Raw genomic sequence first — 19,115 nt, forward strand, 5'->3', positions numbered from 1 at the left:
TGGTTTATGCCTCTAAGATTATATTTCATGTTGATTTTGTTCACTATTATTTGGAAAAGTAATGATGAAAGTAGAGCCCATATTTTCTTTACTCTGAAATTTTATAGTACCTCCCAAGTTTTCTAAGTGATTTTTTACTATATTTAATCCTATGCCAGTACCTTGCGTATTCATTACGTTATCTGCTCTAAAATACCTTTGGAATATTCTTTCTTGATCTTTTTTGGGTATACCAATGCCTTTATCTTTTATTATTAAGGTGGTAAACTCATCACCCTGTTTAATTTGTAAATCTATACAGCTCTCCTCAGGTGAATATTTAATGGCATTGTGTAATAGATTTGAAAAGATTAACTGAATTATCTTTTCATCTTGGTAAACTGATATGTCATCAATATCTTCTGGATAATTTATTTTCTGCCCTTCTTTTAATAGCATGTTATAATTGTAAACCACCTCATTAACCACCTTACTCAATTTAAAATTGGTAAACTTATAATTTGCTTTACCTGATTCTAATTTTTCAACAGATAAAAAGTCATTTAAAATATTATTTAAAAAATGAACCTTATCGGTAATTGTTTTTATGTGTTTATTTCTTTTTTCTTGATGTTCAGTTAACTGGTATTTACTCAAAAGCTCTGTAGAGGTTAAAATACCACTTAAAGGGGTTTTAAACTCATGAGAAACCAGAGATAGAAATTTAGATTTTAATTCATTTAGCTCTTTCTCCTTGCTTAAGGCATTCTCTAATTGCTGCGTTCTTAATTCTACTTCGGTCTCTAATTTGGTGGTATAATTTTTTCTTTCTGTAATGTCTAAAACAATAGCAACAAATACTTTTTTTTCTCCCAATTCTGAAATTTGCAAATGAACTTCTACGGGATAGGTTGAGCCATTTTTTCGCTGGTGTACAATTTCAAACTCAATCTTATCCGTGTTTCCTTTTAACAGAATATCAATAGATTCTTTTAAATTAGATTGGTTGCTTATAGTAGTAATGTCTAAAGGAGTCATTTCCTTCAATTCACCTAAACTATACCCAATGTTTTTTTTTGCACCGTAATTGGCATTTAAGAAGATTAATGTTTCAACATCAAAGACATAAATTTCGTTTAGTGATTCATGAAAAATGGTTGCTAGATGATGTCGTTCTTCTTCAACTTGTTTACGTTGGGTAACGTCGTTTTGTATTCCAATAAAATTTGTTACGGTTCCTCGTGTATTGGTTATAGGAAAAACATAAAGATCATTCCAAAACATAGTACCGTCTTTTTTATAATTACGTAACGTAGCCTGACAACTCTCACCATTTTTGATAGCCTCTCTAAGCTTTTTTAGTGGTAGTTGTTCTCGATCTTTACCCTGCAAAAACCGGCAATTATGATTGAGTATTTCTGCATCAGAATATCCAGTAAGTTCTTGAAAGGCAGAATTGAAATATACCACAGGGTTATCGGGTTTTAAGGCATCAGTTATTATAATACCATTTCTGGCAGATTGCAACGCTTTTGTTCTAAGCATTAGGCTTTCTTCAATCTTTTTTCTTTCAGAAATATCTCTAATTAAAGCCATAACATAGGTTTTGTTATAGATTGAAAATAGATTCAATTCAATATCCATTGGAAAAACAGTACCATCTTTTTTCATGCCATAAACATCTCTGGTTTCACCCATCTTTCTACGCGAGCCTCTTTTTAAAAATATGTTGAAAAAAGTAGTATGCTTTTTTCGGTAATCTGCAGGAAGAAGGAAACTTAGTTTTTTATCAATCAACTCATTTTTTGTATATCCAAAAATATTTTCAGCGGACCCATTAACCTCCATAATTTTTTGATGATTATCAAGAATGATAACACCTTCAAAAACGGCTTCTAACAGAATATTGAATATTTCTTGGTCCTGATTGAACATAATAGACGATGTTTTTAGTATGCTATGAAATTTTATATATAAAAATACAAATTACTACTTTGGCTATGACTGACTTATGTCATATGAAATAACCTAACAAGTATGTAGTTTTAGTAAAACTAAATTTTGTAGACATGAGAACTCAAAAAAAGATGACACTTAAGTTCTATCAAAATCTTGGTAGGTTGTTCTACGCTATAGCTGCAGCAGATAAACAGGTGAGAAAAGTAGAATTTGATAAACTTAAGGAGTTGGTTAGAGAGCAGTGGTTACCTGTTGACCCTATAGAAGATGAGTATTTTACAGATGGCGCTTATCAAATAGAAATTGTTTTTGATTGGCTCAATAATGAAGAAAACTTAAATGCTCAAGCTTGTTATGATACTTTTATAAATTATAAAAATGAACAACCTCATTTATTTACTGAAGAGATAAAGCGTTTGATACTCAAAACAGGAAATGCCATTGCCAATGCATTTGCTGGTATAAATAAATCAGAACTAATGATGCTCGCTAATTTGAGTATAGAATTAAAAAAATAAGTTAAGAGAAAGGTTTGTTATATGAATTACTCTGTGTTTTAATCCTTTTTTAAAAACAATTATTTAGATGGCATTTATAGACTATTATAAAATACTTGGTATTTCAAAAACTGCCAATGAGGCAGACATTAAAAAAGCCTACCGGAAATTGGCTCGCAAATATCATCCAGATTTAAACCCTAATGATAAGGTAGCCGAAAAAAAATTCAAAGAAATTAATGAAGCCAATGAGGTATTGAGTCATCCTGAAAACAGGAAGAAATATGATCAATATGGTGAGAATTGGCAACATGCTGAAGAATTTGAGAAAGCCAAACAGCAACAGCAATATAAAGGCAGTTATGCTAGTTCTGGAGGGTATGCAGAACAGGATTTTTCAGATTTTTTTGAACACATGTTTGGCGGGGCATCATCTGGAGCCAGTGGAAGACAAGTGAAATTTAGAGGACAAGATTATAATGCAGAATTACAATTAACCCTTCAGGATGTTTATACAACTCATAAACGCACACTAACAGTAAACAATAAAAATATACGAATTACTATACCTGCTGGTGTAGAAAACGGTCAGATAATTAAAATCAAAGGGCATGGTGGACAAGGCGTTAATGGGGGGCCTAATGGTGATTTATACATTCAGTTTTCAATTTCAAACCCAACAAATTTTAAAAGAGATAAAAACAACCTCTATGTTGATGTAGATTTAGATTTATATACAGCTATATTAGGAGGAGAACTTACCATTGATACTTTTGACAGTAAGGTTAAGCTCAATATAAAACCAGAAACACAAAATGGAACTAAAGTTAAGTTGAAGGGAAAGGGCTTTCCAAAATACAAAAAAGAAAACCAGTTTGGCGACCTTTATGTTACTTACCATGTAAAAATACCAACCAACTTAACTGCTAAAGAAAAGGAATTAATGAACGCATTAAAAAATTTAAGAAAGTAATGAAAGAACAGGATTTAATATCAGTACAATTACTTTGTAGACGTTATAATGTTCCAAATTCGTTTATAATAAAACTACAGGAATACCAACTTATTGAGGTTATTGTTAGACAAGATGATTTCTTTATTAATGTAAAACAGATAAAAAAAATTGAAAAACTAATGCGTTTACATTATGACCTAGATATCAATTTAGAGGGAGTAGATGCTATTTATAATTTATTGCAACAAGTAGAGGATTTACAAGAAGAAATAAAGTTTCTCAAAAATAAGTTAAACCGTTATGAGTAAAATAATATGCTTACGTTTAAAAACTTTAACATAGCAGATTGGTTTTCATTTTACAGGGTAGTAGCTGCGCCATTCTTGTTGGTGCTAATCTGGTTTGACTTAAGGTTGGTTTTTACATGGTTTTTAATGGTTAGCTATCTTACCGATGCTCTTGATGGTTATTTAGCCAGAAAATTAAAAATTACAAGTCCTAGGGGTTCTCAGCTAGATTCTATTGGAGATCAAATAACGCTTACTATAGGATTAATAGGGTTGTTTTATTTTGAAACACAATTCATTAAATTAAATCTTGTTTTAATAGTAATTGCATTTGTGCCTTACTTTGTACAAATGCTTTTAGCTTATTTTAAATACGGTAAAGCAACCGCTTTCCATACATATTTGGCTAAGTTTTCAGCATTACTCCAGAGTCTATTTATTTTATGGTCCTTATTCTTTTCTCCTGAGTACTTATTGTTTTATGTTATGATAGTTGTTGGTTTACTGGAGACTTTTGAGGAAATAACACTCATTTTCATGTATGACAATTGGGTGTCTGATGTTAAAGGGTTTTATTGGGCTTTGCGCGATAAGCGAAGACTAAAGCATAACAATTCCAAATAATTGTGTTATGCGTAGCTACTCAATATTTACTATATTACTTTTATGTTTAGTTATTTTAGGTGTAGATATTTTGGCTTTTTATTGGCTACAATCTATTACTAAATTATTACCTTCATTTTTTGAAGTACTGATACATATTTTATTCTGGTTTTTTACCTTAGGACTAATATCAGCTATTTTAACCCTTAAAGTAACTTTAGATGATATTCCTCCAAAACGAAAGCATGTACTTATATCGTCATTATATGGACTTACTGTAGCATCTTTCATTCCCAAAATCATATTTGTAGTAGTTATATCCATATTGTTTTTTACTAATTATGTGTTTTCAGAACAGGCTTCAGTTTTAATTATTCCTTTAATAGGTTTGTTGTCTGGGGTGATACCGTTTTTTGCTGTGTTGTATGCCATTTTTAAAGCAGTGCATCGTTTTAAAATTCATCATCATAAAATACGTTTTAATAAACTACCAATAGTGTTTAAGGGTTTAAAAATAGTTCATATATCAGATCTGCATTTAGGAAGTTTCAATTACCGTTACAAAATTTTAAATCCAGCTATAAAGCTCATTAATAATCTACATCCAGATTTAATATTTTTTACAGGAGACATAGTGAATAACTATGCTTGGGAACTTGTTGGTTGGGAACACGTTTTTAATAAACTAAAAGCAAACATTGGTAAATATGCAATTTTGGGAAACCATGATTATGGCGATTATTCCAATTGGAAAAGTGGAGAAGAGAAGTTTATAAATTTTATTAAAATCAAACAATTTTATAAAGATATAGGATTTTCACTTCTTCTTAATGACTCTGATACTATTGAGAGGAATAATGAAAAGATAGCCATTATTGGTGTTGAAAACTGGGGTAAACCACCCTTTAATACCTATGGAGATATTGCTGTTGCGTTGAGAAATTGTAATAACATTCCTTTTAAAATTCTACTGTCTCACGATCCTACCTTTTGGGAGGAAATGGTTGTTAAAGAAACAAATATTTCACTTACGCTTTCAGGGCATACACATGGTATGCAACTAGGTTTCCAATTTAAAAACTTTAAATGGAGCCCCGTAAAATATAAGTACAAACATTGGGCTGGTTTGTATGAAAAAAACAATCAATTCTTATATGTAAATAGAGGGTTAGGGTGGTTAGGTTTTCCTGGTAGGTTGGGGATGCGTCCAGAAATCACCTATTTAGAACTAAATTGATTAAATTAATTGTACAACTGATTTTTATCATTGTTCTAGTTTTAAAAATAGGGTAGTTTAATTCATTTACATAAAAAGAGTACCGTTTTGTTAAATTATAATTCTGCAATTCTGAATAAGCTAAAATACATTCACAAATGAAAGATTTAAATAAATTTGAAAGTTCCTGCGTTTTAAAAAACAACTACATTGGTTATTTGTCTTATATAAGTAATGGTAGTCCTTATGTGGTTCCAATCACTTACTATTACTACGAGGAAGGAAATTGTTTAATTAGCTATTCTGGAGAAGGGCATAAAATAGATGCTATGCGTTCAAATGATCTAGTCTCTTTTTGTGTGACTGAAATAGATAATGTCAATAAATGGGATTCTGTAATGGTACAAGGTCAATTTAAGGAACTTGAGGGTACCTATGCTAAACAACAATTACATAAGTTTGTTTTAGGAGTTAAAAAATTGATATTTAAAGAAAGTAACAAACACCCAGATTTGATAAGTGATTTTTCTAGCAAAGTAACCTCAGGTGCACCCATAATATATGCCATAAACGTATTGGGTATAACTGGAAAAAGTAGAGAATACTAAGAGAAAAACAATAATTAGTCTTTAAATTGCTGTTGTTCCTTATTTAATTTGGCTTCTCGTTTTTGTTTTCGTTCTAGTTTTCTAAAATAGCCTCTGGTTAAAAAATTATGCTTCAAGGCTTCCATGTTTTTGTTAAATTTATCTGCTCCATTATTAATGTTCTTTATGGCTTCATCTAGATTTTTAACAAATATTGTGTCATTAGCAAGGTAATTTATAGCACCATCTCCATCTTTTAAACTCAATAAGGTTTTGTTTAAATTAATGACTACCTCATTAATATTTTTACTGGAGGCTTCAAGGTTGTCAATAACCTGTTTTACTTTTTTACTCTCTAAAGTGTCTTTTAGTAATACCCCAGCAACACTTTTATCTAAATTCAAATTATTAACCAGTTGATTTATTTCACCCATAGTTTTATTGGCTTCTATACTTGTAAGTTTCAAATTATTTATGGTTTGGCGTATATTTTTGGCAGTAATAGAATCATTTATAAGCATGCCTATTGTGCCATTTCCGTTAGTTATAGAGTTTGTAATATCAAGTAGTTTTGCTGTTAATAAAGCAGCATTTTCATTGGTTACATTCAAGGTATTAAGCATGTCATCTGTACCAATTTTAGAATACGACTTGATTATGTCACCTTGAGAAATGACGGTAGTATTGCCATTACCTGGTATAATATTAACAAGCATATTGCCTACTAATCCATCGGTTCCTATAGTGGCAATAGCATCCTTTTTAATATGTTTCACCATTTTTTCATCTATAGCCATTATAACATTAATGGTAGAATCGTTAATCATGTTTATTCTTTTTACAGTTCCTACGTTTATTCCTGAATACCTTACGTTATTGCCCTGTAAAAGGCCGTTTACATTGTTAAAATTAGCGCTTATAGAAAAAGTTTTAGTGAACATATTTTTACGTTGCCCTATTAAGTAAATAGCAGTAATAAAAAGGAGTAAACCAACAATAACAAAGATGCCTAGTTTTAATTTTTCATTGCTTGTTTTTTTCATAACTAAAGTTTTTATTATTTAAAAAAGGCTCTTATTTTATCATCTTCAGAAGCTTCTAATTCTTTAAAAGAGCCTTCAGCATAGTTTATACCATCTACAAGTAAAATCATGCGTTCAGATATGACCCGCGCGCAATCTACATCGTGTGTTATTATCAAGGATGAGGTTTTGTATTGTTTTTGAACATGTCTCATGAGTTCAATAATTTCTTTAGATGTTATTGGGTCTAAACCACTAGTAGGTTCATCATACAAAATAATTTTAGGTTTTAATATCAGTGTTCTAGCCAAGGCTATTCTACGTTTCATACCCCCCGAAAGCTGTGAAGGCATTAAATCTATAGCCTTCAACAAACCAACACTATTTAAGGTTTCTTCTACAAGTGGAGTAGTGTCTTTTAAATTACCAAACTTATTTTTGTGTCTACGTAATGGGAATTCCAGATTTTCTCTAACGGTCATAGAATCATATAAGGCACTACCTTGAAATAAAAAACCGATGTTTGTTCTTAGGGCATCTAATTCTAATTGATTGAGGTTTAGCAGGTTTTTACCCATAACATGGATGCTTCCTGAGTCAGGCTCCATGAGTCCAACCAAACATTTTATCATAACCGACTTTCCAGAACCCGATTTACCCATAATAACGAGGTTTTCACCTTCAAAAAGCTCTAAATTAAACCCATTCAAAACATGATTATCACCAAAGCTTTTTCGCAAATCTTTAATTTTTAATATCAACTTCTTTTGTATGTTTTCAATGATAGTCATTTCTTAAATTTCAAAAAATAAGTCTGTTATAAACACAGCTATAAAATCTAAAACAAAAAGTAGCATTGATGAAAACACCACTGCCGAATTAGCAGCTGCACCAACGCCAACGGTACCTTTTTCACAATAATAGCCTTTATAACACCCTACAAGGCCAATGGCAAACCCAAAGAAAAAAGTCTTAATAGTAGCAGGAATGATATCTCCAAAGGCTATGGAATTAAATACTTTGTTAAAGTATAATTGAAAAGATACATCTCCTTTAATGTTTTCTACCAAATAAGATCCATATAAGGCAATAGCATCTCCAAAAATTACTAAAATAGGTAAGGTAAGAGTTGCAGCTAAAACTCTTGTAACCACTAGAAATTTGAATGGATTTGTGCCAGAAACTTCCATGGCATCAATCTGCTCAGTGACTCGCATGGACCCTAATTCAGCACCTATGCCAGAGGCTATTCTGCCAGCAAATGTAAGCGCTATAATAACGGGGCCAATTTCTCTTATTATAGAAATACTTACCATTGAAGGCATCCATGACTCTGCACCAAATTCTTCTAATGTAGGGCGGGTTTGTAGTGTAATTACCAAGCCAATAATAAAACCAGTTACACTAACTAATAAAAGTGATTTGTTTCCTATGCTATAGCACTGTCTTATAAGTGCTTTAAACTCAAAAGGTTTGGAAAATAATTCTCTGAAAAACCGAAGAGCAAAATATGTAAGCTCACCAATTTCTATAAAAAAGCACTTTATAAGGCTTGATTTTGCCATAATATATAACCTCCAATCTAATAAATTTACATATTAATTGTTAGACACTGAATGACATATATCATATTAGAATACCAACATTTATTATCTTTAATTTACTTCGTGAGATTTTATTACCACTATAAATTGATTTTAAACTAATCATATTTTAGTTTAACCAAATTAAGTATGTAAAAAAAGGAGGGCTTGAGTGATATTTCCTTTTTTTGCTCCTAATTTTGATAATAGTGTAAAACTTCGTTAATATTTTTAACGCAATCATTCGTCATAAACCTTTTAAAGGTGTTATTTTTGTTGGGTCAAAATTTTTTGCATGTCCGTTATATCTCAAATCGAATTAGAAGAAAGAAAAACCGGTAAAGATCTTTACAGCTATCAAAAAGGTGCCATTGATAAAATTTTCAAAAGTTTTGATGAGTCGCCTTCAGATTATCACTTACTATATCAATTACCAACAGGAGGAGGAAAAACTGTTATTTTTTCCGAAATAGTTAGGCAATACCTTAAAAATCACCAGAAAAAAGTTTTAGTGATGACACACCGCATAGAGTTATGTAAACAAACATCTAGTATGCTTACTGAGTTTGGTGTGGTGAACAAGGTAGTTGACAGTAAGGCAAATTTAAATGATCAAGCTCAATATAGTTGTTTTGTGGCTATGGTAGAAACCTTGAACAATAGGTTACATGATGATAAACTTGATATTTCAGATATTGGGTTGGTAATTATAGATGAAGCCCATTACAACTCCTTTACTAAACTATTTAAATTTTTCAGCCAGTCGTTTATTTTAGGGGTTACTGCAACACCTTTAAGTTCGAGCATAGAACTACCAATGACCGATAATTATGACGAGTTAATTGTAGGCGAAAGCATTGAGTCTTTAATAGAAAATGGTTTTTTGGCAAGAGCAGAAATGTTTAGTTATAATGTTGGATTAACCTCTTTGGTGGTTGGAGCTAATGGTGATTATACGGTAAAATCTTCAGAAGACTTATATACTGATGATAACATGCTCACCAAGCTTTTAAGAGCTTATGAGGAACGCTCAAAACACAAAAAAACATTAATTTTTAATAATGGTATCAACACGTCCCTGCATGTATATGATACTTTTAGAAGAGCAGGCTACCCCATAGCTCATCTGGATAATACACACTCTAAAAAAGAACGTGCTAAAATTTTAAAGTGGTTTAAAAATACCCCAGATGCTATTTTAACTTCGGTTAGTATTTTAACAACCGGTTTTGATGAACCCACCGTTGAAAGTATTATTCTAAACAGAGCTACAAAATCACTTACCTTATACTATCAAATGATAGGTAGGGGTTCTAGGGTGTTAGAAAATAAAAAGACATTTCAAGTAATTGATTTAGGAAATAACTTTCATCGTTTTGGACCTTGGGGAGATAATTTAGATTGGCAACGTATTTTCAAATCACCTAATTATTATTTAGATTCCTTATTAAGTGATGAGGAATTAGAAAGTAATTTTAGGTACGAAATGCCTGATGACCTAAGGGAAGAATTTGCAAATTCTGATGACGTTCATTTCGACATTCAAAAAACCTATGTAGATTCTATAAGAGCAGGCGAGTCTTCAAAAGTAGTATTAGAGCGCTCTATTGCACAACACGGTCATATATGTATTGAGAACAGTGAAGATGTTTATGATGCTTTGACTTTAGCTAGAAAATTAGGCGACGATATAGATTTTAGAATTAACAGATATACCAAATGTATTAGTAAAAGTACCTACAATTTTGTAGAGTGGTTGAAGGGTGAATACAGAAAAAAGCTCAACTCTTATATTCGTGTAAACTTTGATGAGGTTTTTGAAACCATACACGGATACCCACCTGAAGATTAAAAATTCATTCCAATTAAAAACTAAAGCTATTGGACATTAGAAGGGCTTTAAAATTTATGCTTATTAGTACATTGTCTTTTGCTTGTATGAACAGCATTGTAAAGTACTTAGTTCACTTTAGCGCTTATCAAATAGTGTTCTTTAGGTCTATTTCTACTTTGGTATTTACTATGGTATTTCTTCTACGAAATCGTGTGCCTATTATGGGGAATAACAAAAAGATTTTGGTTTTAAGGGGTTTGGTAGGGGTTACCTCTATGACACTCTTTTTTATGTCTACCAAGTATTTACCAATAGGAACGGCAGTTTCATTAAGATATTTAGCACCTGTTTTTGCAGCTATTTTTGCCATTTTATTTTTAAAGGAAACAATAAGGCCTGTGCAATGGTTATTTTTCTTAATGGCTTTTAGTGGGGTTGTTATTTTAAAAGGCTTTGACATGGAACTAAATAGCTATGGGCTAATACTTATTTTAATTTCGGCATTATTTAGTGGTTTGGTTTATGTTGTTCTGAGTAAGATTGGAAAAACCGAGCATCCAGTTGTAGTAGTTAATTATTTTATGGCGGTGTCTGTTTTGGTTGGAGGGTTATTATCAATTGGTAATTGGGTGAACCCTATTGGTATTGAATGGATCTTATTACTTGGTTTAGGTGTTTTTGGGTATTTTGGACAAGTGTATATGACCAAAGCATTCCAAACCGTATCATCTACAAGTCAGATTGCACCACTTAAATATCTAGAAACCATTTTTACACTGCTTCTTGGAGTCTTTATTTTTGCCGAAGTTTATACATTCTGGAGCTTGTTGGGAATTTGCTTAATCATTGTGGGGTTGATATTAAATGCACAGTTCAAGGAAAAAATAAAAAGTTAGGTATTTATGCGGCGAGCAAATAAGTTTTCCTTTGTAGAACCAAAAAAATCACCTGTATTCTATGGGTATTTTATTCTTCTTTTTGGAACCATAGGTATTCTGGCCAGTATTCCAGGTCAAACGGTTGGTGTTTCAGTATTTACAGACCCTGTAAAAGATGCTTTAGAACTTACCAGAAACCAATTTAGTAATGCTTATATGATTGGTACATTGTCAAGCTCACTATTAATAGGAAGAGCTGGAAGGTGGTTTGATAAATTTGGAGCTCGCTTTGTAGCTTTTTTTGCAGCATTATTACTTGGCATTTCCCTAGTTTTGTGTTCACTTTCGGTTAATATTAGTAAAAGTATTTCAGATGCTTTTAATACCCAGTCTTGGTTCATTCCATTTACTATTATAACTGTTTTGTTTTTTTTAATACGGTTTAGCGGACAAGGCGTTATAACAATGGCATCACGTAATATGATCATGCTTTGGTTTGATAAAAATAGAGGTAAAGTAAACTCCATAAGCAGTATAGCAGTGTCATTAGGGTTTTCAATGTCTCCAATAGTGTTTAGTAGTTTAATTGACAACTACGGATGGCAGAAAAGTTGGCTAATATTGGCACTTTGTTTGTTTTCTTTTAGCTTTTTCATCATTCAGTTTTATAGAGATAAACCAGAAGATTTTAGATTGATGCCAGATGGCTTTAATTCTAATAAAAAAGACACCAATAAAATTATAATTAAAAGTGATTTTACACTTGCTGAAGCCAAAAAAACAAGAGCTTTCTGGATTATTGGATTTATTTTAGCATTTAACAGTTTTTTTATAACGGGCTTTACATTTCATGTGGTTTCAATTTTTGAAAGTCAAGGGTTTATTAAATCACAGGCAATTGCTGTTTTTGTACCTATTTCTATCATAGCTATAATAGTTTCAACGTTATGTAATATTTTAAGCGATTACATTAAGCATAGAATCTATATCCTCATAATGATTATAAGTGGTTTTATAGCCTCATTGGGGTTGTTGTTTTTATCAAAAACTATAGGTGTATACCTTTTGATAGTTGGTTTAGGAATTTTAGGTGGGTTATTTGCCGTTGTAAATGCTGTAACATGGCCAAAATATTTTGGAAGAAAACATTTGGGAGCCATAACGGGGAAAATCATGAGCTTTTTGGTGGTTGCCAGTGCCATAGCCCCTACAGTATTTAGTTATTGTTTTAGTACTCTTGGAACATATGAATTCATTAGTTTAATAAACATAGTGTTTTTATTGGTTCTTTTTATTGGGTTTTTTAAGGTGAAAAACCCACAATAAGCAATAGGTTTATGTTGCTTATTAATCTTGATTAACCCATACGATATTTGTACTTTTGGATGCTTTTAATTATTAGCTTAATAAATAAATGACCTTTAAAACCCGTATTAATAGTTTTAGGAGAAAATTAATGAAAGGACTTACCAAAAATGTTGGTAGTTCTTCTGTAGCTCCAAAAAAAGGTGATCTTAAAAGAGAGGATGTTAAAAATGTTTTAATTATACGTCCAAATCACCGTTTGGGAAATCAACTATTGCTAACACCTCTTGTTCAGGAGGTCTTAAACACGTTTCCTAATTGCCAAGTAGATTTATTTGTAAAAGGAGGGGTAGCACATCCTGTTTTTCAAAATTATGATAGAGTAGACAAAATCATTAAACTTCCAAGAAAGCCTTTTAATAACTTGTTTAAATATGCCAAAAGTTGGTTATCTATTAAAGGTAAACCTTATGATTTGGTTATCAATGGGGATAAAAACTCCTCTTCTGGTAGGTTATTGACCAAACTAGCTAGAGCTAAATTTAAAATTTTTGGTGAAGCTATTGAAGCCATTCAAAGTAAATATGATGATTATGAACATATCTCAAAATGTCCTATTTATAATCTACGTTACTATTTAGAAAAAGCTGATTTTGATTACAGTGAGGATTTACCAGTATTGGATATCAAATTAAGTGAAATAGAAATAGCCGAAGGAAAAAAGACCCTTAAAGATTTAGTAAATAACGATAAAAAGACCATTTGTATTTATACCAATGCCACTGGAGATAAGTGCTATTCTGAAACTTGGTGGGACATATTTTATCAAAGGTTATTAAAAGAGTTTCCAGAATATAACATCATAGAAATGTTACCTATAGAAAACATTTCAAAAATTAATTTTAAGGCTACAAATTTCTACAGCAAGGATATAAGGGAAATGGGTGGTATATTGCACAATACAGCTATTTTTATTGCGGCTGATAATGGTGTGATGCATTTAGCTAGTGCTTCGTTAGTACCTACAATTGGTTTCTTTTCAGTTACTAATGAAGCTATTTACAGGCCTTATGGAAATGGTAGTATGGCACTAAACACGAATAACACCAATATAGAAGACTGGTTTAAAGCTATTAAAGTTGTTTTATGTTAGTAACGCTTTTAATTTTTTTGGTAGTTAGTTAACAACTATTAGTCTTTTATTTGTAAATTAATTGACGGACGTCATAATAAATCTTATTTTAGAATTCATATTTCAAATAAATGAACCCAAACAAAGCTTTTTTAAATTCTTTTGTTAATGTTTCAGAAGAAACCTTTGCCGAATTAGAAGCCATAACTAATTACATAAAAGTTCCTGCAGGAACAGAATTGGTAGGATTAGGAGACGTTCCATCAAAAATATATTTATTGGTATCTGGAGTTGTAAGATGTTATTTAACTACTGAATCTGGGAAAGAATTTAACAAGAGTTTTTACTTACCAACATGTTTTTTTGCATCTCTAACAGCATTAATAAAAAAAAGCCCATCAATATTTGTTTTTGAAACCATAACAGATTGTAAAATTTATGAAATAGATTACTATAAATTCAGAGGTCTTTGTAAAAGCCATGAATCTATAAATACCCTTTATTCAAAAGTTTTGGAAGAGGTTTATATGAAGTATGAAAACCGCCTTGTGGAACTAATATCACTTGATGCCAAAGACAGATATTTTGCTTTACTGGAGCAAACCCCAAATATAGATGAGTTAATCCCGCAATATCATATTGCTTCTTATTTAGGTATTACACCAGTACAATTAAGCCGGATTAGAAAAAAAATAGAAGACAATTAACATTTGTTAACAGTTAAAAAAATGTTAAGTAATATATTTGAAGGATTTCCTTTAACAGATGTAAAGTATAAAGGATTGATAGCTAACCAACCAAAAAAAACAGGTAAATAAATATTTACCTGTTTTTTATTTTATATTGAATCCTACTTTTTATTTCATACTACCAACCATGTCTTCGGGTTTTACCCAAGCATCATATTCTTCAGCGGTAACATAGCCTAAATTAATAGCTTCCTCTTTTAAAGTGGTTCCATTTTTATGGGCTGTATTAGCAATCTCTGCGGCTTTGTAATAGCCTATTTTGGTGTTCAAGGCAGTTACAAGCATTAAAGAATTATTTAATAATTCTTTAATAGTTGCATAATTAGGTTCTATGCCAACAGCGCAATTAACATCAAAACTTATACAAGCATCACCAATTAATTGGGCAGATTGCAATACGTTAGCTGCCATAACGGGCTTAAATACATTCAATTCATAGTGTCCTTGTGTACCACCAACAGAGACGGTAACATCGTTACCAATTACTTGAGCACATACCATAGTCATGGCTTCACATTGCGTTGGGTTGACTTTACCAGGCATAATAGAACTTCCTGGTTCATTGGCAGGGATTATAATTTCACCAATACCGCTTCTTGGGCCAGAGGCCATCATTCTAATATCATTGGCAATTTTATTTAATGAAACAGCCAATTGTTTCAAAGCGCCATGAGTTTCAACTAAAGCATCATGAGCAGCTAATGCTTCAAATTTATTGGGTGCTGTTATAAAAGGTAAATTGGTAAATTTAGCTATATACTCTGCTACGCGTTTGTCATATCCTTTTGGTGTATTTAATCCCGTACCAACAGCAGTTCCTCCTAAAGCTAATTCGCTTAAATGCGGTAATGTGTTTTCAAGGGCTTTAATGCCGTGGTCTAATTGTGCTACATAACCCGAGATTTCTTGTCCTAAGGTTAAAGGTGTTGCATCCATTAAGTGCGTTCTACCTATTTTAACCACATCTTTGAAAGCTTCAGATTTTTTCTTTAATGTATCTCGTAGCTTTTTTACTCCAGGAATAGTAACTTCTACAACTTTTTTATAGGCAGCAATATGCATGCCGGTAGGGAAGGTGTCATTAGATGATTGTGATTTATTAACATCGTCATTAGGCTGTATGGTTTTTTCGCCCTCACCAATAACCTTTCCAGCCAATTGATGTGCTCTATTAGCTATAACTTCGTTAACATTCATATTGCTTTGAGTACCAGAACCTGTTTGCCAAATAACCAATGGAAATTGGTTATCATGTTTCCCTTCTAGAATCTCATCACAAACTTGAGCTATTAAATCGCGCTTTTCTATAGGTAAAACCCCCAACTCACAATTGGTAAATGCGGCTGCTTTTTTTAAGTACGCAAAACCATAAACTACTTCTAATGGCATTGATGCAGCTGGTCCAATTTTAAAGTTATTTCTAGACCTCTCAGTTTGGGCACCCCAAAGTTTATCGGCAGGTACTTTAACCTCACCCATAGTATCTTTCTCTATTCTGAAACTCATAGTGTTTTATTATTAATAATGAAGCACAAAGTTACCCTTTTTTAAGTGGTTATTGATATGATTTTTGTTAGTTTTTAGCTATATATTCATGTAGTTTATGGTGGAAAACTATGTTGATAAAATTCAATGACATATTGTATAACAAATAGCTTTGTATTATCTTTGCACAAGATTTATAAAAAGACAACCAAAGAATTATGTTTGAATTTGACCAATATTTAGGATTTTTAGCCTTTTTAACTATTTTAACCATTGGGTTTTGGCTAATGATTTTTTTGTTAACCTTTGTAATACCTTACTGGATTGGTGGAGCATTTATTGAAAGAATGAAAGAAATAAAAGAAGCAAAAAAAGCTAAACGCCAAGAAGCATAAATTCTTTGAATAAAAATTAATACAATATAAGGAAGCTCATTGAGCTTCCTTTTTTATTTGTTAGAAATCCATGTCATCATCATCACCGCCACCACCATTGTTGTTTCTATTACGGTTGTTACGTTGTTTTTGTTGATTAAATCTATACATGAATGATAAATTCACTTGGCGCTGTCTCCATTGTGTTTCATTCTCTCTTTGGAAGAATTCTGTAGTAGTTAAGGAATTTCTCCTTCGGGAGTTTAGAAGGTCTCTAATATTAAAAGCGATAGTAGCATTATCATTAAAAACTTCTTTACTCAAGGCTAAATCTATTGATAATATGCCATCTGTTCTGGTTTGAGCATCTTCTCTTGCTCCTCGGTAAAACAGATTTGTTTGCCAATCTACTTTAGCTGGCAAGGTTACTTTACTACTAAACCTAGCAAACCAACTGGTATTTTTTACACCGTAATCAACGTTATTAAATTCACCTACCGATGTAAATTGAAAAATATTAAAACTTGAATTTAAGCGTAGCCATTTTTTGGGATTATATAATATGGCTAGTTCACCACCTGTCCTGGAATTAGATGATAAGTTAATAGGAATAACGCGTATTATGTCAATACCATCAGTAGTTTGTTGTCCTGTATTTTCTTCAACGCGTTCAAAAGAATTGGTTTCATACTGGTAATAAACAGAGGTTGTAAACGTAAGCTTATCCCAACGTTTTAAATAGCCAATATCAAAAGCACTAGCAAAAGCAGGTTTTAAATTGGGGTTTCCTTGAAACACATTAATTCTACTTGATCTTGAAGGGAACGGATTGATAAAATATCCTCTGGGTCTATTTATTCTTCTGTTATAACCTAAGGTAATACTTTCTTCAGAATCTGAATCATTACCACCAAAGTTATAAATAAGATTAAGAGTAGGGAAGAGCCCTAAATAATGATTATCAAAATCTGTATCAATGGGAAAACCGAAAGCTTCTTGTAATTGAGTTGCTGATAAACGAGAGTCAATAACCCCTTTTAATTGTGTGTTTTCTAAACGCAAACCTAATAAGAATGAAAATTTACCAAATTTAGAACCGTATTGTGTATACAAAGCATTTACATTTTCAGAATAATCAAAAATATTCGAAATAGTATCGTTTATAAAAAAACTGTTATCTGTGATATCTTCTTGTTGAAGCACATAATCAGTTACTTCATTATCAAATTTACCACGGTATCCAGCTTCAAACCTACTATTTTCTCCAATAGGCAAAACATAGTCAATTTGAAATAGATATTCTTTTTCATCTTCAGTTTCATCTTCTATTTCGTCCTGAAAAGATTCTGGGTTAATATCATTTGTAATGATATAATCTTCATTTATTGAGGTGTACTGGTTGTCAGACCCAGTTTCAAATTGAAAATCAGCAGTTAGCTCATGTCCTTCTTCATTAAACTTGGTTATATAATTAATGGCTATTTGGTAATTATTGCCATCTTCGTTTTGTTGTTCCTTTCTTAGTGTTTGTTCTACTAAGGTGTTGTTATTAAATCTATCACTGTAAACTCTTGATAGGTCTGCATCTTCACCATGTCTGTAAAATAAACTTCCTGTTATAGATGTTTTTTTAGATAAGAAATATTCCATACCAATATTGGCATTATAATTTCTATTTAAGCGTGTAACATTTTGGTCTTCTATTATTTGTCTATATTCTGGTGTTACAGTATTACCATTTTGAATTCTATCAAAAAAAGTTGTGTTATTGAAACTATTTCGAGGAGCATCATAATATCTAAAGCCTAAGTTTGAAAATAGATTGAATTTTTGAGTACGATAATTAATATTAGCAGCAAAACCTGCATATTCAGGATTACCTCCCGTAACTGTAATTGAACCATTAAAACCAAGTGTTTCTTTTTGTCTTAAAATAATATTTAGTATGCCTGCAGTACCCTCGGCGTCATAGCGGGCTGAGGGAGAGGTGATTACCTCTACACGTTCAATAGCTTCAGCTGGTAGCTGACTTAAAACGTTGGTATCACCAAAGCCAGCCATTGCAGAAGGTTTTCCATTAATTAAAATTCTAACATTTTCATTACCTCTTAAACTAATGCTACCCTCAATATCAACAGTTACAGAGGGCACATTATTAAGTGCATCACTCACAGTTCCTCCAGCAGTAGTGAGGTCTTTTCCTATGTTATATATTTTTTTGTCTAATTTTATTTCAACGGTGGTTCTTTCGGCAATAATTTCTACTTCACCCAAAGATTGAATATCTACCTCTAGTTCAAAAACACCCAAATATTCGTTTTTTGTAATTTGTTTATTGGGAATTTTCATGGTTTTAAATGAGATATATTCAATTGATATATCATAGACGCCCTTAGGTACCGGGATGTTAAAATTGCCTTTAGCATCTGTAATACTACCTGCTACAATGGTGTTTTTTTCTTTACTAAAAAAAGAAACGGTAGCATACTCTAAAGGGTCTTTGGTTTCTTTATCTACTACTTTCCCTGTAATAATAGCGTCTTTTATTCCATAAAAAGCCGATGAGGAATTATTTTGAACCTTTGGTTGAGCTTTGATTAAAGATATACAAAGTATAACCAAAATACAGGAAAGAAATGGTTTCATTAAAACGTTTAAACATTTAGACCA

18 protein-coding genes are annotated in these 19,115 nt (G+C 31.7%); 12 read left to right on the plus strand and 6 right to left on the minus strand.

Going from position 1 to position 19,115, the window contains the following annotated elements:
* Window positions 1–18: 18 nt before the first annotated feature.
* Window positions 19–1,914, minus strand: coding sequence for a PAS domain-containing sensor histidine kinase (locus tag E1J38_RS08565; protein ID WP_133356752.1), 1,896 nt, complete (start codon window positions 1,912–1,914; stop codon window positions 19–21).
* A gap of 134 nt (window positions 1,915–2,048) precedes the next feature.
* Between E1J38_RS08565 and E1J38_RS08570 the strand changes: the two genes are divergently transcribed.
* The 6 genes from E1J38_RS08570 (at window position 2,049) to E1J38_RS08595 (ending at window position 6,104) form a co-directional block, all read left to right on the plus strand.
* A complete protein-coding gene (locus tag E1J38_RS08570; protein WP_133356751.1) occupies window positions 2,049–2,456 on the plus strand; it encodes a hypothetical protein in 408 nt (135 codons plus the stop codon).
* Between the two features lie 67 nt (window positions 2,457–2,523).
* Window positions 2,524–3,408: a DnaJ C-terminal domain-containing protein gene (locus tag E1J38_RS08575; RefSeq protein WP_133356750.1), complete on the plus strand. Its 885-nt coding sequence runs from the start codon at window positions 2,524–2,526 to the stop codon at window positions 3,406–3,408.
* A complete protein-coding gene (locus E1J38_RS08580) occupies window positions 3,408–3,698 on the plus strand; it encodes a chaperone modulator CbpM (protein WP_133356749.1) in 291 nt (96 codons plus the stop codon). The genes E1J38_RS08575 and E1J38_RS08580 overlap by 1 nt, the downstream gene beginning before the upstream one ends.
* Window positions 3,699–3,704: 6 nt before the next feature.
* Window positions 3,705–4,301: a CDP-alcohol phosphatidyltransferase family protein gene (locus E1J38_RS08585; protein ID WP_133356748.1), complete on the plus strand. Its 597-nt coding sequence runs from the start codon at window positions 3,705–3,707 to the stop codon at window positions 4,299–4,301.
* 7 nt (window positions 4,302–4,308) lie between these two features.
* Window positions 4,309–5,517: a metallophosphoesterase gene (locus E1J38_RS08590; protein ID WP_133356747.1), complete on the plus strand. Its 1,209-nt coding sequence runs from the start codon at window positions 4,309–4,311 to the stop codon at window positions 5,515–5,517.
* Between the two features lie 137 nt (window positions 5,518–5,654).
* Window positions 5,655–6,104 (plus strand): pyridoxamine 5'-phosphate oxidase family protein, encoded by a 450-nt coding sequence (locus E1J38_RS08595; protein ID WP_133356746.1) that lies wholly within the window; start codon window positions 5,655–5,657, stop codon window positions 6,102–6,104.
* Between the two features lie 14 nt (window positions 6,105–6,118).
* On the opposite strand, the gene E1J38_RS08600 is transcribed toward E1J38_RS08595, so the two are convergent.
* From E1J38_RS08600 to E1J38_RS08610, 3 genes are read right to left on the minus strand one after another with little or no spacing between them, the layout of a single operon-like run.
* Window positions 6,119–7,126 (minus strand): MlaD family protein, encoded by a 1,008-nt coding sequence (locus tag E1J38_RS08600; RefSeq protein ID WP_133356745.1) that lies wholly within the window; start codon window positions 7,124–7,126, stop codon window positions 6,119–6,121.
* Between the two features lie 14 nt (window positions 7,127–7,140).
* The gene (locus E1J38_RS08605; RefSeq protein ID WP_133356744.1) at window positions 7,141–7,896 is read right to left on the minus strand and encodes an ABC transporter ATP-binding protein; all 756 of its coding nucleotides are present in this window, start codon (window positions 7,894–7,896) and stop codon (window positions 7,141–7,143) included.
* A gap of 3 nt (window positions 7,897–7,899) precedes the next feature.
* On the minus strand, window positions 7,900–8,670 hold the full coding sequence (locus tag E1J38_RS08610) for an MlaE family ABC transporter permease (RefSeq protein WP_133356743.1): 771 nt from the start codon (window positions 8,668–8,670) through the stop codon (window positions 7,900–7,902).
* A gap of 313 nt (window positions 8,671–8,983) precedes the next feature.
* Between E1J38_RS08610 and E1J38_RS08615 the strand changes: the two genes are divergently transcribed.
* The 5 genes from E1J38_RS08615 to E1J38_RS08635 all read left to right on the plus strand — a co-directional run bounded on the left by E1J38_RS08615 (window position 8,984) and on the right by E1J38_RS08635 (window position 14,544).
* Complete coding sequence (locus E1J38_RS08615; protein ID WP_133356742.1) at window positions 8,984–10,540, plus strand: DEAD/DEAH box helicase; 1,557 nt, start codon at window positions 8,984–8,986, stop codon at window positions 10,538–10,540.
* Between the two features lie 56 nt (window positions 10,541–10,596).
* Window positions 10,597–11,418 carry a DMT family transporter gene (locus E1J38_RS08620; protein ID WP_133356741.1) on the plus strand — a complete coding sequence of 274 codons (822 nt, stop codon included), beginning with the start codon at window positions 10,597–10,599 and terminating at the stop codon, window positions 11,416–11,418.
* 6 nt (window positions 11,419–11,424) lie between these two features.
* Window positions 11,425–12,726 (plus strand): MFS transporter, encoded by a 1,302-nt coding sequence (locus E1J38_RS08625; RefSeq protein WP_133356740.1) that lies wholly within the window; start codon window positions 11,425–11,427, stop codon window positions 12,724–12,726.
* An 88-nt stretch (window positions 12,727–12,814) separates the two neighbouring features.
* Window positions 12,815–13,858 carry a glycosyltransferase family 9 protein gene (locus tag E1J38_RS08630; RefSeq protein ID WP_133356739.1) on the plus strand — a complete coding sequence of 348 codons (1,044 nt, stop codon included), beginning with the start codon at window positions 12,815–12,817 and terminating at the stop codon, window positions 13,856–13,858.
* Between the two features lie 110 nt (window positions 13,859–13,968).
* Entirely contained in the window at window positions 13,969–14,544 is a 576-nt protein-coding gene (locus tag E1J38_RS08635) for a Crp/Fnr family transcriptional regulator (RefSeq protein WP_133356738.1), read from the plus strand.
* A gap of 150 nt (window positions 14,545–14,694) precedes the next feature.
* On the opposite strand, the gene fumC is transcribed toward E1J38_RS08635, so the two are convergent.
* On the minus strand, window positions 14,695–16,092 hold the full coding sequence (fumC, locus tag E1J38_RS08640; protein WP_133356737.1) for a class II fumarate hydratase: 1,398 nt from the start codon (window positions 16,090–16,092) through the stop codon (window positions 14,695–14,697).
* A gap of 197 nt (window positions 16,093–16,289) precedes the next feature.
* Here fumC and E1J38_RS15085 point away from each other — a divergent pair, with 197 nt between their 5' ends.
* Window positions 16,290–16,466, plus strand: a complete 177-nt coding sequence (locus E1J38_RS15085) for a hypothetical protein (protein ID WP_186525843.1) — start codon at window positions 16,290–16,292, stop codon at window positions 16,464–16,466.
* A 60-nt stretch (window positions 16,467–16,526) separates the two neighbouring features.
* Here the strand turns inward: E1J38_RS15085 and E1J38_RS08645 are convergent, their stop codons facing one another.
* Window positions 16,527–19,091 (minus strand): TonB-dependent receptor, encoded by a 2,565-nt coding sequence (locus tag E1J38_RS08645; protein WP_133356736.1) that lies wholly within the window; start codon window positions 19,089–19,091, stop codon window positions 16,527–16,529.
* Window positions 19,092–19,115: the final 24 nt, after the last annotated feature.

The sequence above is a fragment of the Seonamhaeicola sediminis genome, assembly GCF_004358095.2.
Lineage (GTDB): Bacteria > Bacteroidota > Bacteroidia > Flavobacteriales > Flavobacteriaceae > Seonamhaeicola > Seonamhaeicola sediminis.

What these genes read in the sequence shown, in the direction of transcription:
- E1J38_RS08585 (WP_133356748.1), top strand. Translation starts at nt 3,705, where the DNA reads ATGCTTACGTTTAAAAACTTTAACATAGCAGATTGGTTTTCATTTTAC.
- E1J38_RS08635 (WP_133356738.1), top strand. Translation starts at nt 13,969, where the DNA reads ATGAACCCAAACAAAGCTTTTTTAAATTCTTTTGTTAATGTTTCAGAA.
- fumC (WP_133356737.1), bottom strand. Translation starts at nt 16,092, where the DNA reads ATGAGTTTCAGAATAGAGAAAGATACTATGGGTGAGGTTAAAGTACCT.
- E1J38_RS15085 (WP_186525843.1), top strand. Translation starts at nt 16,290, where the DNA reads ATGTTTGAATTTGACCAATATTTAGGATTTTTAGCCTTTTTAACTATT.
- E1J38_RS08610 (WP_133356743.1), bottom strand. Translation starts at nt 8,670, where the DNA reads ATGGCAAAATCAAGCCTTATAAAGTGCTTTTTTATAGAAATTGGTGAG.
- E1J38_RS08600 (WP_133356745.1), bottom strand. Translation starts at nt 7,126, where the DNA reads ATGAAAAAAACAAGCAATGAAAAATTAAAACTAGGCATCTTTGTTATT.
- E1J38_RS08620 (WP_133356741.1), top strand. Translation starts at nt 10,597, where the DNA reads ATGCTTATTAGTACATTGTCTTTTGCTTGTATGAACAGCATTGTAAAG.
- E1J38_RS08590 (WP_133356747.1), top strand. Translation starts at nt 4,309, where the DNA reads ATGCGTAGCTACTCAATATTTACTATATTACTTTTATGTTTAGTTATT.
- E1J38_RS08615 (WP_133356742.1), top strand. Translation starts at nt 8,984, where the DNA reads ATGTCCGTTATATCTCAAATCGAATTAGAAGAAAGAAAAACCGGTAAA.
- E1J38_RS08630 (WP_133356739.1), top strand. Translation starts at nt 12,815, where the DNA reads ATGACCTTTAAAACCCGTATTAATAGTTTTAGGAGAAAATTAATGAAA.
- E1J38_RS08575 (WP_133356750.1), top strand. Translation starts at nt 2,524, where the DNA reads ATGGCATTTATAGACTATTATAAAATACTTGGTATTTCAAAAACTGCC.
- E1J38_RS08605 (WP_133356744.1), bottom strand. Translation starts at nt 7,896, where the DNA reads ATGACTATCATTGAAAACATACAAAAGAAGTTGATATTAAAAATTAAA.
- E1J38_RS08645 (WP_133356736.1), bottom strand. Translation starts at nt 19,091, where the DNA reads ATGAAACCATTTCTTTCCTGTATTTTGGTTATACTTTGTATATCTTTA.
- E1J38_RS08595 (WP_133356746.1), top strand. Translation starts at nt 5,655, where the DNA reads ATGAAAGATTTAAATAAATTTGAAAGTTCCTGCGTTTTAAAAAACAAC.
- E1J38_RS08570 (WP_133356751.1), top strand. Translation starts at nt 2,049, where the DNA reads ATGAGAACTCAAAAAAAGATGACACTTAAGTTCTATCAAAATCTTGGT.
- E1J38_RS08625 (WP_133356740.1), top strand. Translation starts at nt 11,425, where the DNA reads ATGCGGCGAGCAAATAAGTTTTCCTTTGTAGAACCAAAAAAATCACCT.
- E1J38_RS08580 (WP_133356749.1), top strand. Translation starts at nt 3,408, where the DNA reads ATGAAAGAACAGGATTTAATATCAGTACAATTACTTTGTAGACGTTAT.
- E1J38_RS08565 (WP_133356752.1), bottom strand. Translation starts at nt 1,914, where the DNA reads ATGTTCAATCAGGACCAAGAAATATTCAATATTCTGTTAGAAGCCGTT.